The sequence below is a fragment of the Arthrobacter sp. SRS-W-1-2016 genome (genome assembly GCF_002009585.1).
GTDB lineage: Bacteria > Actinomycetota > Actinomycetes > Actinomycetales > Micrococcaceae > Arthrobacter > Arthrobacter bambusae_A.
In genome coordinates this window covers 47,282-62,214 of sequence record NZ_MTPV01000066.1, presented here as the reverse complement: position 1 = coordinate 62,214, position 14,933 = coordinate 47,282, and the positions used below count along the sequence as shown (strand labels likewise).

Here is a 14,933-nt window from a genome sequence, read left to right as displayed (position 1 = left end):
TTGCCCGCCCCAATGTGTTGGCGCCCGCCCGGCCCCGGCCCCCCCCCACCCCCCCCGCCCGGGGGGGGGGGCGGGGGGGGGGGGCCCCCCCCCCCCCCCCCCGGGCCCACACCCGCGTTCACGAGCAAAATTGAGGTCGCTCGACCTAGTCAGCCAGCCACGACCTGAGCGCGCGGAGGCACTCACGGATGGCATCGGCGTCGACGTGTTCGTTGTCCTTGTGCGCCAGAAGCGGATCGCCCGGCCCGAAGTTGACCGCGGGAACGCCCAGTCCGCTGAAGCGGGCGACGTCGGTCCAACCGTATTTGGGTTTGGGCTCGGCCCCGACGGCGGCAACGAAGGACGCCGCAGCCGGGTGGTTGAGGCCGGGCCGCGCTCCGGCGGCGGCATCGGTGCGGACGACGTCGAAGCCCTCCAATAATTCGCGGACATGGGCTTCGGCCTGGTCCGGGGTCTTGTCCGGCGCGAAGCGGTAGTTGATCTCCACGACGCAGCGGTCCGGGATCACATTTCCCGCGGTGCCGCCGTTGATCTTCACGGCATTGAGGCTTTCCCTGTAATCCAGTCCGTCCACGTTGACGGTGCGCGGTTCGTAGGCCGACAAGCGGGTCAAGATGGGCGCGGCAGCGTGGATGGCATTTCTGCCCATCCATGCCCGCGCGGAATGCGCCGTTTCCCCGACCGTGGAGGCTTCGAAGCGGCTGGTGCCGTTGCACCCGCCTTCCACTGTGCCGTCGGTGGGTTCGAGGAGAATCGCGAAGTCCCCCTCCAGGAGATGGCCGTGGTTCCGTACCAAGCGGCCAAGGCCGCTCTTGACCGCTTCGACTTCCTCGTGGTCGTAGAAGACAAAGGTGACATCCTTGCCGGGCTCGGCGCCGCCGTCGAACATGGTTGCGGCCAGCGCAAGCTGCACCGCGACCCCGCCCTTCATGTCCGTGGCTCCGCGTCCGTAGAGGTTTCCCGTCCCGGGGACGCCGGACTCCCACGTTGACGGCACGGTGCCGAGCGAACCCTCCACGGTGGGCAAGGGCACGGTATCGAGGTGGCCGGCCAGGATCACACGCTCCGGGCGTCCCAGCTCGGTCCGGGCAATGATCGCGTCCCCGTCCCGCACAAGCTGCAGTCCAGGGATTGTGCGGAGGGCGGATTCAACGGCGTCTGCAAGCGCGGCTTCGTTGCCGGACACGCTATTGATGTCCATCAGCGCGGCGGTCAGCAGCGCAACGTCTTGCCTGATGTCAAGAAGGATTGGAGTAGTTTCAACGGTCACCTATCCACTGTATCCCGAGCGAATTGCGACCCCTTCGGTCCACACACGGTTTCAAGGGAAGCAGTGGCTCTCGATAGACTTGCGCCATGACTGAAACCGCTGCCTCTGCCGCTCTCGATAGCGCTTCTGACAACGATCGCTCCGCCTACGGCTTTGGCCTGGCCACCATCGCCACCTCCGACGCCGGAGAAGCGACAGTGCTGGACGTATGGTTTCCGGCGCCGGCACTGGGCGAAGCTGCCGCATCCTTGCGGGCCGTGGAGCACGCCGACGAGTCGCTGACCGCACTCGCCGCCGACAGCCACGACGCCGACCGCCGGACCGAGCAAAAAGTGGTCTTTGCCCAGATCAACTTGGACGAAGCCCCCGCAGACACCGTTGACGCCTACCTCCGGCTGCACTTGCTTTCGCACCGGCTGGTCAAGCCCAACAGCATCAACCTGGACGGCATCTTCGGCAAGCTCCCCAACGTTGTGTGGACCAACTTCGGGCCCGCCGCCGTGGACGGCTTCGAACTGACCCGTGCCCGGCTGCGCAAGCGCGGCGCCGTCACGGTCTACGGAGTGGACAAGTTCCCCCGCATGGTGGACTACGTCCTCCCCACCGGCGTGAGGATCGCCGACGCCGACCGGGTCCGCCTGGGCGCCTACCTCTCCGAGGGCACCACGGTCATGCACGAGGGCTTCGTGAACTTCAATGCCGGCACGCTCGGGACGTCCATGGTGGAAGGCCGCATCTCGGCAGGCGTTGTTGCCGGTGACGGCACCGACGTCGGTGGCGGAGCCTCCATCATGGGAACCCTCTCCGGCGGCGGCAAGGAAAAGATTTCACTGGGTGAGCGAGTGCTCCTGGGCGCCAACTCCGGTGTGGGCATCAGCATCGGCGACGACTCCGTGGTTGAAGCCGGCCTTTACGTCACTGCCGGAACCCGGGTGCGTATCCCCGGCCCGAAGGACGCCAACGGCGAGGACACCAGCAGCATCATCAAGGCTGTTGAGCTTTCCGGCGTGCCGAACCTGCTGTTCCGCCGCAACTCCACCACCGGTGAAGTCGAGGTCCTCCCCCGCAAGGGCCAGACGGTGGAACTCAACGAAGCCCTCCACGCCAACTAGCTGATACCTGGATGCGCCGTCTCCGACGCACCATCATCCTGTTGCTGGCGCTTGCCTTGGTGGCCGGCGCCATCTATGCCGTGGTGACTGTACTGCAGCGCTCCGAAACCTTGGTTACGGAGCGCTGCGTCGCCGTCGTCGGCTCGGATTCCTACGAGTTGGCGACGGACCAAGCGGCGAATGCCGCCCTCATCACGGCCATTGCGGTGCAGCGGGGGCTGCCGCCGCGCGCGGCCACAATCGCCGTGGCCACCGCAATGCAGGAATCCAAACTTCGCAATATCGGCCACGGTGACGAGGTGGGCCCCGATTCGAGGGGGCTCTTCCAGCAGCGCCCGTCCCAGGGGTGGGGCACCGAAGCCGAGGTCACGGATCCCGTCTACGCGACAAACGCCTTCTATGACCACCTGGTGAAGGTGCCCGGCTACGAAACCATGGCGATCACCGATGCGGCGCAAGCGGTCCAGCATTCCGCGTACCCCCAGGCGTACGCGCAGCAGGAAGCGATGGGCAGGGCCTACGCGTCGGCGCTGACCGGACATTCCGAAAGGGCCCTGGACTGCACCCTCCGCGCGGCGGACGCTGCCGGTGATCCGAATGCCGTTGTGGCGGCCATGACGACGGCGTTCGGCTCCCTGCCGGCCGTGGCCCAAGGCCGCACGGTCCAGTTGAACATCACTGGAGCGCAGGCGTGGGCGTTGGCCCAGTGGGCAGTGGCGAACGCCAAGGACCTCTCCGTGACACAGGTTGACGTGGCGGGCGCCAGCTGGAACCGGCAGGACCACAAGGGGTGGCAGGATTCGGCGGCAGGATCGGGATCCGTGACCATCACGGTTTCGGCTCCGAAGACGTAATGTTCACGGGTGCTCGCCTCCGGCGGCCGGCCTCAGGCCAGTAGTTCGACCACTGGCTGGACGTAGCTGCGGAAGATATCCGGTTCGGACAAGAGCCGGTGGCTCATGATCATCTTGTCCGGCTCAAGGTACCAGGCCCGCGGCTCGTTGAGGGGCAACTCGATGATCGTCAACTGGAAGTCCCGGGAGCTCCGGCCGACTTCGAGCAGCCGGTCCTCCACCATATCCCCCAGAAGCAGCGTGGCGCCGCTCGCTTCGCGTTCAGCCTCGAGTTTTTCGTACTCTTCAAGGCGTTCACGGGCCCACGTGAGGGCGGCACCGAAGTGCGCCTGAAGTACCCGGCGGAGGGCCGGCGAATTGCCGAAGGCGTTGAATCCCGGGGGTGAAAGCTCGGGCGCGGCATCCGGATACGCCCTCAGCAGCCGTTCCCACCACGCCTCCCACTCCGTCTTGAGGGCCGCCACGCCGCCTACCTCGGCGGTGAGGTGCGTGTGGTCCGCCTGCCTGACTTTAGGTGTGGCGTGGGACAACGTCGGCGTCCCGGCTCCGTCCAATCCAGCAACGTCTCTCAGATACAAGGCAATGAGCATCGGTCCGGAGGTGTCCATTGTGATCCGCCACCCCTGACCGCCTGTGTCATGCATCCGATTGCCTCCCTTGGCAGGTGCCCACTCAGAGTTCCAGTCTATTCCCGAAGAGGCGCGACGTTAACGGTTGGAAGGCACCGCAACAAGACTGTCCACATGTGCGGTCAGAACGTCGCGGCACACCTCAGCCGTCATCCATTCGGGCTGCAGCAAGGCGTGCATGCACAGTCCGTCGAGGGTCGCCAGAAGGCGCTCGGCCTCGGCCACCAGACGCTCCTGGCCGGAGCCGCCGTCGGGCATCAGCCGCATCATCAAGCGGCCGACGACGGCGGCCACGGCACGGTGGCTGCGTGCGGCTTCCTGCTCGAGCACCGGACGGATCCGGGCCGCGTGCCGGAATGCCATCCACACGCAGGCGTCGACGGCCAGTTCCTCGTCGAGCGGAAGGAATTGACCCAGCAGGGTTAACACGGCGGCGTCGTGTTCCGCCGAGCCGTTGTCCAGGGATTCGACGACGGCGAACGCCTCGTCCAGCCGCCCGGCGATCCTGTCGATGACCACGGCAAAGGAATGGACCAGCAATTCGTCACTGCTGGCAAAGTAGTGGCGGACCGAACCAACGGCCAGCCCGGCTTCGTCGGCCACCTCCCGCAAGGAGGCTCGCTCGAGGCCATCCGAGGCGATGATCCTGAAGACGGCTTCGACTACTTCTTGGCGCCGGGCTTCGGCATCGACAATCTTGGGCACAAGTCTTTTTAGCACAAACGTGCTTGAACCATGTCGTCCGGCACACGGGACCGGACGACTGTGGCCTACGCAACACTGAGCGGGCACGCACCAAGTTCGACTACCGTTGCTTGCATGAGAATTCTTGTCACGGGTGGCACCGGCTACATCGGATCGCACACCGTCCTGTCCCTGTTGGAAACCGGACACGAAGTGGTCGTGGTGGACAACCTCGTGAACTCAAGCGAAGAATCCCTGCGCCGCGTCGGCGAACTGGCGGGAAAGACCGCAGCATTCCATCGGGTGGACCTGGTGGACGAGGCCGCGCTTGAGGCCGTGTTCGACCAGCACAGCATCGACGCCGTCATCCACTTCGCCGGGCTCAAGGCGGTTGGCGAATCCGTGCAGGAACCCTTGAACTACTACTACAACAACATCGTGGGCACACTGAACCTGCTGCGCGCCATGGACAAGCACGGGGTCCGCTCGATCGTCTTCAGTTCTTCGGCAACGGTATACGGCGAGCACAACCCCATCCCCTACATCGAGAAGATGGAGATCGGGGCCAACAACCCCTATGGGCGTACCAAGGAGCAGGTCGAGGACATCCTCACGGACCTGGGCGCCGCGGACGAACGTTGGCACATCGCTCTATTGCGCTACTTCAACCCGGTGGGCGCACACCCCTCAGGCCGGATCGGCGAGGACCCGCAGGGCATCCCCAACAACCTGGTTCCGTACATCGCCCAAGTTGCCGTCGGCCGCCGCGAAAAGCTCATGGTCTTCGGTGGAGACTACGACACCCCGGACGGCACCTGCCTACGGGACTACATCCACGTCGTCGACCTCGCGGATGGCCACGTCGCCGCCCTGGACTACGTTGCGGAACGCCCCGGCGTGCACCGCTGGAACCTCGGCTCCGGCAAGGGTACATCCGTGCTGGAGATGCTCCACGCGTTCGAACAGGCCGTCGGGCACCCGCTGCCGTATGAGATCACCGGCCGCCGCGCCGGAGACCTGCCCGCGTTCTGGGCCGACGCTTCCTCCGCCCTGGCCGACCTGAGCTGGTCCACCACGAAGACCGTGGACCAGATGTGCGAAGACCACTGGCGGTGGCAGAAGAACAACCCCCTCGGCTACAGCTCTTAAAGCAACGCGGGGTCACTTACGGCCCATGATGTCCCTTGGGACGGACCGTAAGTGACCCCGCGTTTGCTTAGACTGCCGGGTAGTCGCGCTCCGGCTCTCCGGTGTAGAGCTGCCGCGGACGGCCGATCTTGGTCTGGGGATCGTTGATCATTTCGCGCCACTGGGCGATCCAGCCGGGGAGCCGGCCGATGGCGAACAGCACGGTGAACATCTTCTCGGGGAAGCCCATGGCCTTGTAGATCAGGCCGGTGTAGAAGTCGACGTTCGGGTAGAGCTTGCGCTGGATGAAGTAATCATCGGCCAGCGCCTTCTCTTCGAGGCGCATCGCGATGTCCAGGAGCTCGTCGTTTCCGCCGAGCTTGCCCAGGATCTCATGCGCGGTCGCCTTGATGATCTTCGCGCGGGGATCGTAGTTCTTGTAGACCCGGTGCCCGAAGCCCATGAGGCGGACGCCGTCCTCCTTGTTCTTGACCTTCTCCATGTATTCCTCGGGCTTGATGCCGTCGGCCTGGATCTGGCGCAGCATCTTCAGCACGGCTTCGTTGGCGCCACCGTGGGCGGGCCCGAAGAGGGCGTTGATGCCTGCGGAAACGGAAGCGAACAGGTTCGCGTTCGAGGAGCCCACCAGGCGGACGGTCGACGTCGAGCAGTTCTGCTCGTGGTCGGCGTGCAGGATGAGCAGAAGGTCGAGCGCCTTGACGACGACGGGGTCCAGCTCGTACTGCTCTGCCGGCAGGCCGAAGCTCAGGCGCAGGAAGTTCTCCACGAGGTTCATGGAGTTGTCCGGGTACAGCATGGGCTGGCCGATGGACTTCTTGTGTGCGTAGGCAGCGATGACCGGGAGCTTCGCCATGAGGCGGATAGTGGAAACTTCCACGTGCTCCGGGTTGAACGGGTCCAAGGAGTCCTGGTAGAACGTGGACAGCGCGGAGACAGCCGAGGAAAGCACCGGCATCGGGTGCGCGTCACGCGGGAAGCCGCCGAAGAAGCCCTTGAGCTCTTCGTGGAGCAGCGTGTGGTGGCGGATCCGCTGGTCAAACGCGTCCAGCTCGGTGGGTGTGGGAAGGTTGCCGTAGATCAGCAGGTAGGAAACTTCCAGGAAGCTTGAGTGCTGGGCAAGCTGCTCGATCGGGTAGCCGCGGTACCGCAGGATACCGGCGTCGCCATCGATGTAGGTGATCGCCGACGTCGTGGCGGCGGTGTTCATGAAGCCGGGGTCATAGGCGACGGCGCCCGTCTGCTTCAGCAGCTTGGAAACGTCGTATCCTTCGTTCCCTTCTACAACCTTGATCCGCGGGAGTTCGAGCTCTCCGCCGGCATGGCGCAGGGTAGCGCTGGTGGTCTCAGTCATGGAGTCCCCTTCATGAGGCTCTTGGCCTCGGTCGAAAGCTTGATCCAACCAACATCTGGTGACTCCAACCGGGGGCCTGCAGGTGCAGGTGCCATCGGCCGGACTGCCTTCATGGAGAAAGCCACCATTGATAGTCAGTTAAAAGCTACCGCCAGTAAGCGGGACAAACTAATTCACAAGCTAGGGTTACTGGCGGAATGACGCGCCCTGTGCGGCAAGTCACAGCATTGTTACCGGGCAGTGTTCAAGCGTTGCACGGCCGCATCGATGCGTTCGTCGGTGCCCGTGAGCGCCACTCGGATGAAACCGTTGCCTGCGTCTCCGTAGAACACTCCGGGCCCGACGACGATCCCCAGGTCAGCGAAACGCTGGACCGTGTCCCACGTCGCCTCCCCTGCCGTGGACCACAAGTACAGGCCCGCCTTGGACTCGTGGATCTCCAGGCCGAAGTTCTGAAGTGCAGGCACGAGGCGTTCGCGGCGTCCGCGGTAGAGATCTTTTTGGGCAAGCACGTGGCCGGCATCGCCGAGCGCGGCGCGCATGGCTTCCTGAACCGGGTAGGGCACGATCATGCCTGCGTGCTTGCGGCTGTTGACGAGGTTTGCCACGATCGACGAATCCCCGGCCACGAAAGCAGCACGATAGCCGGCGAGGTTCGACTGCTTGCTCAGCGAGTAGACGCACAAGAGGCCGTCCGTGGATCCTCCCGTGACGCGCGGATCAAGGACGCTCGGAACGGCCTCGCCGCCACGCTGCGCATCCCATTCACCCCAGCCGAGTTCGGCATAGCATTCATCCGATGCCACGACCGCACCGATCTCGCGCGCCTGGGCCACGATCTGCCTGAGCGATTCGACGTCACGGACGCTGCCCGTGGGATTGCCCGGGGAATTGATCCAGATGAGCCGGACCTTGGCGCGAGTGGCTGAATCCAGTTCGTCCAGGCTGTCCGCGGCGACCGCGGTGGCCCCTGCGAGCATGGCGCCGATGTCGTAGGTGGGGTAAGCAACAGTGGGACGGACCACGACGTCACCCGCGCTGAGTCCCAGCAGGAACGGCAGCCAAGCGACCAATTCCTTGGAGCCGACCGTGGGCATCACATCCTTCGGATCGATCCCCGTGACCCCGCGACGGCTGGCGAACCAGGCGGACACAGCCTCGCGGAGTGCTTCCGTGCCGTGGACTGTCGGGTACCCATGGGCATCCGCGGCCCCGGCGAGCGCCTCGCGGACCAGCTGCGGCGTAGGATCCACGGGGGTTCCGATGGAGAGATTGACCACCCCGCCCGCGTGTTCTGAGGCCTTGGCCACATACGGCGCCATGGCTTCCCAAGGGTAGTCGGGCAGGTTGAGGCCGAAAGCGGGGGCCGCAGAAATCAAAGGAAGCAACCGTTCTTAGTGGTCTTGGTTCTGTGGAGGCAGCGCAGCGATGAAGGGGTGGTCCTTGCCGGTGTTGCCGATCTTGGCAGCCCCGCCCGGGGAACCAAGGTCATCGAAGAACTCGACATTGGCCTTGTAGTAGTCGGCCCATTCCTCCGGGGTGTCGTCCTCGTAGTAGATCGCTTCCACCGGGCACACGGGTTCGCAAGCTCCGCAGTCCACGCACTCATCCGGGTGGATATAGAGGGAACGTTCGCCTTCGTAGATGCAGTCAACAGGACACTCTTCAATACATGCCTTGTCCTTGACGTCCACACACGGCTGCGCGATTACGTAGGTCACGTCCCTTGCCTCTCCACAGTTGTCCCGGACAGTTTCCGGGTAGTACCACCGGCCATGTGGCCGGTACATCGAATTCTGAGCCTATTATCCCCCAGCGGGAACTCAGCAACCTAGCCGGGCGTCTTACTATGAACTGGTGAATCAGCCCCGGCCCCAGGATTTCCTGCTCAATACCGTATCCGGAACACGCGTCGTTGTCCGATACCGGCTGGACGACGGCTTCACCGATGCCCTCGGCTACCTGCTCTGCGTCGCCGATGGAGCGTGCACCATCCGTACCCGGCAGTCCGACGTCGAGATCCCCCTTGCCCTTGTAGTGGCCGCCAAGGAGGTCCCTCCTCCGCCTCCGCGCCGTGGTCCGCGCACAGCCCGCCAGTAATCCCGCCACCCCTGCGCACCCACCTCTGCCCACCCACCTTTGCCTACCCACGCGGACATGCCCCCTTCCCGCTCAAACCACAGGACATGCCCACCGCCCGCTCAAACCATTGGACATAGTGCGAATATGTCCATTCCTGGCTCGGAGGGCTGGGCATGTCCCGCGGCAGCGCAAGCTCGGGCGAGGCACATGTCCGTTCCTGAGGCTCAGCGATGGGCATGTCCCTTTTGACGGGGCCGAAGATGAGCTAGGCGGAGATCACGCGGCCTGGTCGAGCGACCTCAGAGTGTCGCGGACCATCGCCACAAATTCCCGAGGCCGGTTCTTCAGCATGGAATAGCTCACAACCAAGGTGGGAATACCCAGCCTGGTGGTGACATTCCACCGTCGGCGGTCCTCCTCGAAGCTCGGCTTGTCCATGTGGAAACCTGCTCCGTCGGTTTCAATCCCCAGCCTTCCGTCCACCATCAAGTCCAAATGCCCCATGCCGGGTATGTTCACTTGTGATTCCACATGGAAACCGGCTTCGCGCAGGAGGTACCGGGCGATGCACTCAATGATCGACTGTGACTGGGGAACAATTTTTGACACCAGCCTCCGCTCCCGCGCATCGTTCCGCCCGCTTAGCCGCATCCTCATGCCAGAGAGCGGTAGCCTTCCCAGAGCTACGGCAGATTCCGCAACGACAAGCCCATCCAGGTCCGGCAGGCAACGGAGGGCCTGGACAACTGAATCCATGAGGGACGGCGCGGCTGCGGATCTATGGCAAACAAAACCTTGGTACCTTCGGCTGTGAGGGACGGCCACGTGGGGAAATTGAGGGGGATCCAAGACCCACAACCCGGACAGCTCGGCCGCGGAAACGCAGGCCGGTTCAGCAGGAAGGGATCGGATGGCAACCAAGCCGGGATCGGCGTCGGGCATCGCATAAACCCCTCGCGCCACACGGAGAATCCGCCCGCTCGCCAACGCGGATTTCAGTTGGAAATGCGACACTCCGGCCGCAGCAAGATGCTTGGCCCGCGCCACGCCGTCGTACGCTGAAATGACGTCGGTAATGTTCACCATGTGCCCATCGTTCCGACCGAATCATGGGTGCGGAAGCGCCAATATTCACTATGTGGAAAACGTCCAGTCCACTCCTGTGGCCAAGCGCTGGACATGTGCCTCCCTCACCGCAGAGCATGCGCCACGTGGAGACCAAGGAATGAGCATGTTGCCAATATGTCCAATGCTGCGGGCCAAGGCGGGGCATGTCCCAAGGGGAGGGTCAGGCGCCGTGCACCTCGTCCGGCAGCCTGCGCATTCCCCACAGCGGGGAGAACAGCACCGGCGCAACAAAAACAATGCTTCCGGCCCAGCCGATCCAGAGTGTCGGGACGAGGCCAAGGTTCTCGGCCAGGAGACCCGAGGCGAGGGCTGCGATCGGCATGACTCCCCACACCACAAAGCGAATGGACGCATTCATGCGCCCCAGGAGCCTGGGAGGACACACCCGCTGCCTCATGCTCAACTGCATGATGTTGTACGCCAGGACGCCGAAGGCGAACCCGAACTCCGAGACGATGAGCATCACGAGGGACATCCATCGTTCGGGGGCAAGCACGGACAAAGGGACCAGGAGGAGGAAAAGCGAGCTGATCATCGACGCCACGGGAATGACGGTCCCCTCGCCGATCCAGGCCGCGAATCGGGGCGCGGCAACCGCCCCGATCAGACCACCCACAGCACCGACCGCCATGATGAGGCCCATGCCCTCCGGACCGAGTCCCAATTCACGAAGCACGAGTACCGGCATCAAGGTAAAAGCAAGCGTGGTGAAGAAGTTGACCCCGCCCGTGCAGGCCACAACCCTGCTGATCAACGGATGCCTGACGACGAAGACCAGGCCTTCCTTGATTTCGCTTGCCAGCGGCCGCCGGTCCTTCGCGGGCACCGGTACTTCCGCGTCGCGTGTCCTGAGCAGGAAGATGGCCGACAACAGGTACCCCATCGCCTCCCCGACGAACAGCACCGGGGCGGAAACGATCACCAGGAGCGCACCGCCCGCGGCAGGACCACCGATCCGGGCGATCTGGGAGGTGGCTTCCAGCTTGGAGTTGGCCTGCGGCACCTTCCCGGCGTCCACGAGCACGGGCACGTAGCTCTGGTAGGAAACGTCGAAGAAGACCGTCGCAGCCCCGACGACGGCGGCAACAGCGTAGAGGTGCCAGATCTGCAGGATGCCGGCCCACCAGAGTATAGGTACGGTGGCCATCGCCGCGGTCCGGACCAGGTCAGCCACAATCATGGTGCGACGCTTGAGCCAGCGGTCAACCCAGGCTCCTGCCGGCAAACCGATGAGCAGGAAGGCCGCAAGGCCGGCGGCATTGAGTGCACCAACTTCGAACTCGCTGGCGCCGAGCAAAGTCACTGCGAGGACGGGGAATGCCAATTGCCCAAGTTGCGCTCCGAACTGGCTGACGGCTTGGCCCGACCAGAAGGTCATGAAGTTCCGGTCCCGCCAAAGCGAGGCCGGCTTCTGAGCCGGGGCAGCTTGAAGAGCTGTGTCACCTTGGAGAGTCGCCTCAGTTTGCAGAGCGTTGTCGCTCTGCTGAGCGTTGTCAGCGGTCCCGGCGTTCACCCGCTCAGTTTCCTGCAGTGATTGGTATATGTCAATCACTTATGGGTGGCTACACTGGCCTCCATGACGGAACACGCGCGGGACGACAGCGACCTGGTCGCCAAGGGCCGCGCCTTGAGCTCGCCCTTGCGCCTGAGGATCCTCCGGCTCTGCCTGCACCACGCGCGCACCAACAAAGAGATTGCCGGGCTCTTGGACATCAACCCGGCGTCGAGCCTGCACCACGTCAGGACCCTGGTGCGCACCGGTTTTCTCGAACCTCAGGAAGGCCGGAAGGGAAAGAGGGGCGCCAAAGAGGTTCCATATATCGCCACACGCGCCTCCTGGAGCACGCCCGTCAACGATATATCCCCGATCCTGATCGAAACATTCGTCCAGGAAACCCGCGGACTCGCACCCGAGGACATCGAAATCTGGCGGCTTGGCGTCAAGTTCAACTCAGCACGGCAGCAGGAAATGATGGGCAAGTTACGGGCGGTCGTCGAAGAATACATGCGGCTTCCGGCAGACGACGACGGCGAGGCCACCTCGCTCTTGATCGCCCACCACCGGGACCCGAGCGCAGATTAGCTAGCCGCGCGACGTACGCCGGTAGCGCCGGCACCACAAGAGCATGACAAACGTGATCCCTGCGTTCCCGTAGACCCACACATTTCCAGGCACATCCGCGACGATCAGCTGCTTGCCGGTTCCACCGGCGGACAGCAGACCTACGGTCGCGTAACAAAGAATGCCCGCTACCGCCGTCGGGAGCAAAGACCGCGACCACGCGCCCAGCAGGAGCTGGAGCGAGGCGAGCAGGAGCAATGCTGCCGCGGTGCCCCAATAGACGTCGACGCCGGCAATGAGGAGCGTCTGCCGGTGCAGTGCAGTGCCTGCAACGGCAGCAAAAAGAGCCACCGGAACAGCCGCGGCAATGCCGCGTACCGTTCCGGTGGCTCCCTTATTCAATGCGTCAATCCGTTCAGTGCGTCAGTACGCAATCAGCGCAGGATCAGACTTTGGCGCGTGCGCGGGTAGCCTTGGCGCGCTCGTTGGCGTCCAGGATCACCTTGCGGATGCGGATGGAATCCGGGGTCACCTCAACGCACTCGTCTTCGCGGGCGAATTCGAGGGACTCTTCGAGGGTCAGGTCGCGCGGCGGCGTCAGGTTCTCGAAGGTGTCGGAGGAAGCAGCACGCATGTTGGTGAGCTTCTTTTCCTTGGTGATGTTGACGTCCATGTCATCAGCGCGCGAGTTCTCGCCGACGATCATGCCTTCGTAGACCTCGGACGTGGGCTTCACGAAGAAGGAGCCGCGTTCCTGCAGGTTGATCATCGCGAAGGGGGTGACGACGCCGGCGCGGTCGGCAACCATCGAACCGTTGGTGCGGTATTCGATGGGGCCGGCCCACGGCTCATAGCCCTCGGAGATCGAGGAAGCGATGCCGGCGCCACGGGTGTCCGTGAGGAACTTGGTGCGGAAGCCGATGAGCCCGCGAGCAGGAACGATGAATTCCATGCGGCACCAGCCGGTACCGTGGTTGGCCATGTTGGTCATGCGGCCCTTGCGCGCGGCCATGAGCTGCGTGACCGCACCGAGGTACTCTTCGGGCACGTCGATGGTCATGTGTTCCATCGGCTCGTGAATCTTGCCGTCAACGGTCCGGGTGACAACCTGCGGCTTGCCGACCGTCAGTTCGAAGCCTTCGCGTCGCATCTGCTCCACGAGGATGGCCAGTGCGAGCTCGCCACGGCCCTGGACTTCCCAGGCGTCCGGACGCTCGGTAGGCAGAACCTTGATGGAGACGTTACCGATCAGTTCCTTGTCCAGGCGATCCTTCACCTGGCGGGCCGTGACCTTCGCGCCCTTGACCTTGCCGGCCAGCGGAGAGGTGTTGATACCGATGGTCATGGAGATCGCGGGGTCATCCACCGTGATGAGGGGCAGCGGCTGCGGGTTCTCGGCGTCGGTCAGGGTCTCACCGATGGTGATTTCCTCGATGCCGGCAACAGCAACAATCTCGCCCGGGCCGGCAGACTCCGCCGGCACGCGGTCAAGGGCCTTGGTGGCCAGGAGCTCGGTGATCTTGACGTTCTTCAGCTCGCCGTTGGCGCGCGCCCAAGCGACGGTCTGGCCCTTACGGAGGGTGCCGTTGTAGATGCGCAGGAGGGCGAGGCGGCCGAGGAACGGGGAAGCGTCCAGGTTGGTGACGTGCGCCTGAAGGACACCGTTCGGGTTGTAGGTCGGCGCCGGAATGTGCTCGATGATCGCCTTGAAGAGGGGTTCGAGATCTTCGTTATCCGGGGCCGAGCCGTCAGCCGGCTGCTCGAGGGAGGCGCGGCCGACCTTCGCTGCGGCGTAGACCACGGGTACTTCGAGGATCTTGTCGAGGTCCAGGTCCGGAACTTCGTCCGCGAGGTCGGAGGCCAGGCCGAGGAGCAGGTCCATGGACTCGTGGACAACCTCTTCGATGCGGGCGTCGGGGCGGTCGGTCTTGTTGACCAGCAGGATGACGGGCAGGTGGGCGGCAAGGGCCTTGCGGAGCACAAAGCGGGTCTGCGGCAGCGGACCTTCGGAAGCGTCAACCAGGAGGACCACGCCGTCAACCATGGACAGGCCGCGCTCCACCTCGCCACCGAAGTCGGCGTGGCCGGGGGTGTCGATCACGTTGATGGTGATGGTCTCGCCATTGGACGACGGGCCGTTGTAGGCAACCGTGGTGTTCTTGGCGAGGATGGTGATGCCCTTTTCGCGCTCCAGGTCACCGGAGTCCATGACGCGGTCTTCCAGGTGGTTGTGCTCGGCGAAGGAGTTGGTCTGCTTGAGCATGGCGTCGACCAGGGTGGTCTTGCCGTGGTCAACGTGGGCCACAATCGCGACGTTGCGCAGATCACTGCGCGATGCAGTGGCCGCGGCGGTGTTGGTGGTGGTTTCAGACATGCGTAATGGCTCGATTCAGTGGTGAAGTCAGCTGTTGTATCGCGACATTTCCAACCGGAACGCACGACGGATTAGCCCCTTTGACACAGGGCACCTTCCTAGAGTCTAAGCGCTGTGGTATTTATTGGCCTAAAAATCACCCTGCAGGCCGCCGAATTGTGCCCTTCATCACAACGGGCAGCGAGCTCCGAGACGCGCCGGAAACAGCAAAAGAGCCGGGACCACTTCCCCCCACGGA

General features: G+C 64.0%; 15 protein-coding genes. 5 read left to right on the top strand and 10 right to left on the bottom strand.

What is annotated here, in order from left to right:
* Positions 1-145 precede the first annotated feature (145 nt).
* The gene (gene dapE, locus BMF89_RS17240) at positions 146-1,270 is read right to left on the bottom strand and encodes a succinyl-diaminopimelate desuccinylase (protein ID WP_078108297.1); all 1,125 of its coding nucleotides are present in this window, start codon (positions 1,268-1,270) and stop codon (positions 146-148) included.
* 86 nt (positions 1,271-1,356) lie between these two features.
* Between dapE and dapD the strand changes: the two genes are divergently transcribed.
* Both dapD and BMF89_RS17230 read left to right on the top strand, forming a co-directional pair.
* Positions 1,357-2,382: a 2,3,4,5-tetrahydropyridine-2,6-dicarboxylate N-succinyltransferase gene (gene dapD / locus BMF89_RS17235; RefSeq protein ID WP_078108296.1), complete on the top strand. Its 1,026-nt coding sequence runs from the start codon at positions 1,357-1,359 to the stop codon at positions 2,380-2,382.
* Positions 2,383-2,393: 11 nt separating this feature from the next.
* Positions 2,394-3,236, top strand: a complete 843-nt coding sequence (locus BMF89_RS17230; protein ID WP_078108295.1) for a hypothetical protein — start codon at positions 2,394-2,396, stop codon at positions 3,234-3,236.
* Positions 3,237-3,268: 32 nt separating this feature from the next.
* Here BMF89_RS17230 and BMF89_RS17225 read toward each other — a convergent pair whose 3' ends face one another.
* Together BMF89_RS17225 and BMF89_RS17220 are read right to left on the bottom strand one after the other, a co-directional pair.
* Positions 3,269-3,880: a hypothetical protein gene (locus BMF89_RS17225; RefSeq protein ID WP_078108294.1), complete on the bottom strand. Its 612-nt coding sequence runs from the start codon at positions 3,878-3,880 to the stop codon at positions 3,269-3,271.
* Positions 3,881-3,943: 63 nt separating this feature from the next.
* Entirely contained in the window at positions 3,944-4,570 is a 627-nt protein-coding gene (locus BMF89_RS17220) for a TetR family transcriptional regulator C-terminal domain-containing protein (protein ID WP_078108293.1), read from the bottom strand.
* A gap of 114 nt (positions 4,571-4,684) precedes the next feature.
* Between BMF89_RS17220 and galE the strand changes: the two genes are divergently transcribed.
* On the top strand, positions 4,685-5,698 hold the full coding sequence (gene galE, locus BMF89_RS17215) for a UDP-glucose 4-epimerase GalE (protein WP_078108292.1): 1,014 nt from the start codon (positions 4,685-4,687) through the stop codon (positions 5,696-5,698).
* 67 nt (positions 5,699-5,765) lie between these two features.
* On the opposite strand, the gene BMF89_RS17210 is transcribed toward galE, so the two are convergent.
* The 3 genes from BMF89_RS17210 to fdxA all read right to left on the bottom strand — a co-directional run bounded on the left by BMF89_RS17210 (position 5,766) and on the right by fdxA (position 8,770).
* The gene (locus tag BMF89_RS17210) at positions 5,766-7,049 is read right to left on the bottom strand and encodes a citrate synthase (RefSeq protein ID WP_059387479.1); all 1,284 of its coding nucleotides are present in this window, start codon (positions 7,047-7,049) and stop codon (positions 5,766-5,768) included.
* A 230-nt stretch (positions 7,050-7,279) separates the two neighbouring features.
* Positions 7,280-8,428: a succinyldiaminopimelate transaminase gene (gene dapC, locus BMF89_RS17200; RefSeq protein WP_078108303.1), complete on the bottom strand. Its 1,149-nt coding sequence runs from the start codon at positions 8,426-8,428 to the stop codon at positions 7,280-7,282.
* 15 nt (positions 8,429-8,443) lie between these two features.
* Positions 8,444-8,770: a ferredoxin gene (fdxA, locus tag BMF89_RS17195; protein ID WP_018776555.1), complete on the bottom strand. Its 327-nt coding sequence runs from the start codon at positions 8,768-8,770 to the stop codon at positions 8,444-8,446.
* A gap of 136 nt (positions 8,771-8,906) precedes the next feature.
* Here fdxA and BMF89_RS17190 point away from each other — a divergent pair, with 136 nt between their 5' ends.
* A complete protein-coding gene (locus tag BMF89_RS17190; protein ID WP_078108290.1) occupies positions 8,907-9,149 on the top strand; it encodes a hypothetical protein in 243 nt (80 codons plus the stop codon).
* 258 nt (positions 9,150-9,407) lie between these two features.
* On the opposite strand, the gene BMF89_RS17185 is transcribed toward BMF89_RS17190, so the two are convergent.
* Together BMF89_RS17185 and BMF89_RS17180 are read right to left on the bottom strand one after the other, a co-directional pair.
* Positions 9,408-10,217 carry a type IV toxin-antitoxin system AbiEi family antitoxin domain-containing protein gene (locus tag BMF89_RS17185; protein WP_078108289.1) on the bottom strand — a complete coding sequence of 270 codons (810 nt, stop codon included), beginning with the start codon at positions 10,215-10,217 and terminating at the stop codon, positions 9,408-9,410.
* A gap of 202 nt (positions 10,218-10,419) precedes the next feature.
* A complete protein-coding gene (locus BMF89_RS17180) occupies positions 10,420-11,727 on the bottom strand; it encodes an MFS transporter (protein ID WP_290439683.1) in 1,308 nt (435 codons plus the stop codon).
* A gap of 108 nt (positions 11,728-11,835) precedes the next feature.
* On the opposite strand from BMF89_RS17180, the gene BMF89_RS17175 reads away from it, so the two are divergent.
* On the top strand, positions 11,836-12,342 hold the full coding sequence (locus BMF89_RS17175) for a helix-turn-helix domain-containing protein (protein WP_078108288.1): 507 nt from the start codon (positions 11,836-11,838) through the stop codon (positions 12,340-12,342).
* Here the strand turns inward: BMF89_RS17175 and BMF89_RS17170 are convergent, their stop codons facing one another.
* Both BMF89_RS17170 and typA read right to left on the bottom strand, forming a co-directional pair.
* Positions 12,343-12,723: a hypothetical protein gene (locus BMF89_RS17170; protein WP_078108287.1), complete on the bottom strand. Its 381-nt coding sequence runs from the start codon at positions 12,721-12,723 to the stop codon at positions 12,343-12,345.
* Between the two features lie 43 nt (positions 12,724-12,766).
* Positions 12,767-14,695, bottom strand: a complete 1,929-nt coding sequence (gene typA, locus BMF89_RS17165; RefSeq protein ID WP_078108286.1) for a translational GTPase TypA — start codon at positions 14,693-14,695, stop codon at positions 12,767-12,769.
* Between the last annotated feature and the right edge of the window lie 238 nt (positions 14,696-14,933).

Coding starts and splice junctions, on each gene's coding strand:
- BMF89_RS17175 (WP_078108288.1), top strand. CDS start 11,836: ATGACGGAACACGCGCGGGACGACAGCGACCTGGTCGCCAAGGGCCGC.
- BMF89_RS17230 (WP_078108295.1), top strand. CDS start 2,394: ATGCGCCGTCTCCGACGCACCATCATCCTGTTGCTGGCGCTTGCCTTG.
- typA (WP_078108286.1), bottom strand. CDS start 14,695: ATGTCTGAAACCACCACCAACACCGCCGCGGCCACTGCATCGCGCAGT.
- dapD (WP_078108296.1), top strand. CDS start 1,357: ATGACTGAAACCGCTGCCTCTGCCGCTCTCGATAGCGCTTCTGACAAC.
- BMF89_RS17225 (WP_078108294.1), bottom strand. CDS start 3,880: ATGCATGACACAGGCGGTCAGGGGTGGCGGATCACAATGGACACCTCC.
- BMF89_RS17210 (WP_059387479.1), bottom strand. CDS start 7,049: ATGACTGAGACCACCAGCGCTACCCTGCGCCATGCCGGCGGAGAGCTC.
- BMF89_RS17185 (WP_078108289.1), bottom strand. CDS start 10,217: ATGGTGAACATTACCGACGTCATTTCAGCGTACGACGGCGTGGCGCGG.
- galE (WP_078108292.1), top strand. CDS start 4,685: ATGAGAATTCTTGTCACGGGTGGCACCGGCTACATCGGATCGCACACC.